At 53.0% G+C, this 449-nt stretch carries 1 protein-coding gene; it reads right to left on the reverse strand.

All coding sequences use genetic code 11. From position 1 onward, the window contains the following. On the reverse strand, positions 1-449 hold a 449-nt coding region (locus FC47_RS10715), incomplete at both ends, for a mucin-binding protein (protein ID WP_420896576.1).

Consider the following 449-nt stretch of genomic DNA (forward strand, 5'->3'; position numbering starts at 1 on the left):
TCGGCCGTGGTGTAGTTGATCTTGGCCCCAACTTCTCCTTCTGGCAAAGCATTTTCATCTAAAAGCGCCCCGGTCGTGTCGTCAATGTATTGAATCGTGCCAGCAACGGCTAACGAATCCTTGCTGTAGACAACCGTAACCGTTGCATCTTGATCACCAGGCAAAACAACATGACTGACAACTGTTGGCCGGTCAACGTGAGTAAAGCCGACTTCAGCTGGTGTCTTGGATACGACTTCAGCAAACTCATCACGCGTTGGCGTCCAGGCCCGCTCAGCATCCGTGGTGTCAACTTGGCCATCGTTGTTGGTATCGTAGCCTAAAAGCTTGCCGGTAACCTTGTCAATAACCGCGGTCCGCTTGAACGTCACGGTTTGAACGTAGGAGCTGGCACCGTCTGGCGAACCATTGACCGGCTTGCCCTGCGCATCGACATAGTTAATCGTCCG

Source organism: Limosilactobacillus mucosae DSM 13345 (assembly GCF_001436025.1).
GTDB lineage: Bacteria > Bacillota > Bacilli > Lactobacillales > Lactobacillaceae > Limosilactobacillus > Limosilactobacillus mucosae.